The 1,834-nt window shown below is 61.7% G+C and carries 3 protein-coding genes; all 3 read right to left on the reverse strand.

All coding sequences use genetic code 11. The features are described 5' to 3' along the window. The coding region (locus EOA60_RS31285; protein WP_164899707.1) for a microcin C ABC transporter permease YejB at positions 1–976 on the reverse strand (976 nt) is incomplete at its 3' end. Further along, positions 976–1,269, reverse strand: a complete 294-nt coding sequence (locus tag EOA60_RS31290; protein WP_206522144.1) for a hypothetical protein — start codon at positions 1,267–1,269, stop codon at positions 976–978. The genes EOA60_RS31285 and EOA60_RS31290, both read right to left, overlap by 1 nt. Next, positions 1,256–1,834: ABC transporter substrate-binding protein (locus tag EOA60_RS31295; RefSeq protein ID WP_245502658.1), on the reverse strand; the 579-nt coding region annotated here is incomplete at its 5' end. The genes EOA60_RS31290 and EOA60_RS31295, both read right to left, overlap by 14 nt.

Here is a 1,834-nt window from a genome sequence, read left to right on the forward strand (position 1 = left end):
GGTAGTCGCGGTCGATCACCGACTTGAAGCCGAGCAGACCGAGCCCGTCGAGCGAGAAGATGTTTTCGATCAGCAGCGAGCCGGTGAAGAAGGCCGAGATGAAGGCGCCCGGGAACCCTGCGATAACGATCAGCATGGCGTTGCGGAAGACATGGCCATAAAGCACCTTGCGCTCCGACAGACCCTTGGCGCGCGCCGTCACCACATATTGCTTGCGGATCTCCTCGAGGAACGAGTTCTTGGTCAAAAGCGTCGTCGTGGCGAAGGCCGACAGCACAAGTGCGGTCAGCGGCAGCGTCATGTGCCAGAAATAGTCGATGATCTTGTCCGGCCAGGACAGCTGGTCCCAATTGTCGGAAACGATGCCGCGCAGCGGGAACCAATCCCAGAACGAGCCGCCGGCAAACAGCACCATCAAAAGGATGCCGAACAGGAAGCCGGGGATGGCATAGCCGACGATCACCACGCCGCTCGTCCAGACATCGAAGGTCGAGCCGTCCTGCACCGCCTTGCGGATGCCGAGCGGGATCGAGATCAGGTAGGAGAGCAGCGTGATCCAGAGCCCAATCGAGATCGACACTGGCATCTTTTCCAGGATCAGGTCGAGCACCGAGATGTCGCGGAAATAACTGTCGCCGAAGTCGAAGCGGGCATAGTTCCACAGCATCATGCCGAAGCGCTCGAGCGGCGGCTTGTCGAAGCCGAACTGCTTTTCGAGCTTCTTGATGAATTCGGGGTCCAACCCTTGGGCCCCGCGATATTTCGAGCCGACATCGCCGGCGACGTCGAAATTGGTGGCGCCCGCGTCGCCACCGCCGCCGCCGAGGCGATCCGTGCCGCCCTGGTTGGTGAGCTTGGCGATGACCTGCTCGACCGGGCCGCCCGGCGCGAACTGGATGACGGCGAAGGAGATCGCCATGATGCCGAACAGCGTCGGGATCATCAGAAGGATGCGGCGCAGGATATAGGCGCCCATCAGATGTTGCCCTCCTTGGGGAAGACCACTGTATCTGGAGGCGTCCCCGAGGCAATCGCTTCAGACCAATTGTCGGCGTCGGCGCCGCCGCTCATCGTCCTGCCGGACATTTCTCCCCGTAAAGTGACGGGGAGAAAGGGGCTGGCCGCGATCTCGGCACGTTCGCCACGGCGCTTGTGATTGGCGAAACCATAGATGATGGCTTCCCTCTCCCCGCCACTATACGGGGAGAGGATGCCGACAGGCAGGTGAGGGGCGGCGCCTTCGCCCGCAAGAAATTCACCCTTTGCCAATTTTCGCCGCCTTGCCCTTGTCGACCCACCACAGCGCTTCGACCGGAAAGCCGAAATCGGGCTTCTGCTCGGGAAAGCCGAACATGTCCCAATAGGCGCTTCGGTGATTCGCCAGATGCCAACTTGGAATCCAATCGCGCCGAGCGCGCAAGGCCCGATCGAGCGCCCGCATGGCGACGGTGAGGCTCTCACGGTCCTTGGCCGCGCCGACGGCGTCGATCAGCGCGTCTATAGCCGGACTCGCTATGCCCGGCAGGTTCCGAGAGCCTGAGACCGACGCGCTTCGCGAATGGAAGAAGGTCTCGAGGTCATCACGGGTCGGGGTTGCGCTAAAGGAGAAGGCGGCGGAGATCATGTCGTAGTCGAATGTGTTCTGTCGCAATTGATACTGCGCGGCATCGACCAGCCGGATTGAGGCATCGATGCCGACAGCCTTCATATTGTCGACCCAGGGCGAGTAAATCTGCACGAACGCGTCGTTGTCGACGAGGATTTCGGCTGATAGCCGTCCGCCCTTGTCGTTCACGACAAACGCGCCGGATCGCTTCCAGCCGGCCTCGGCGAG

The sequence above is a fragment of the Mesorhizobium sp. M1A.F.Ca.IN.020.06.1.1 genome (genome assembly GCF_004023265.1).
Lineage (GTDB): Bacteria > Pseudomonadota > Alphaproteobacteria > Rhizobiales > Rhizobiaceae > Mesorhizobium.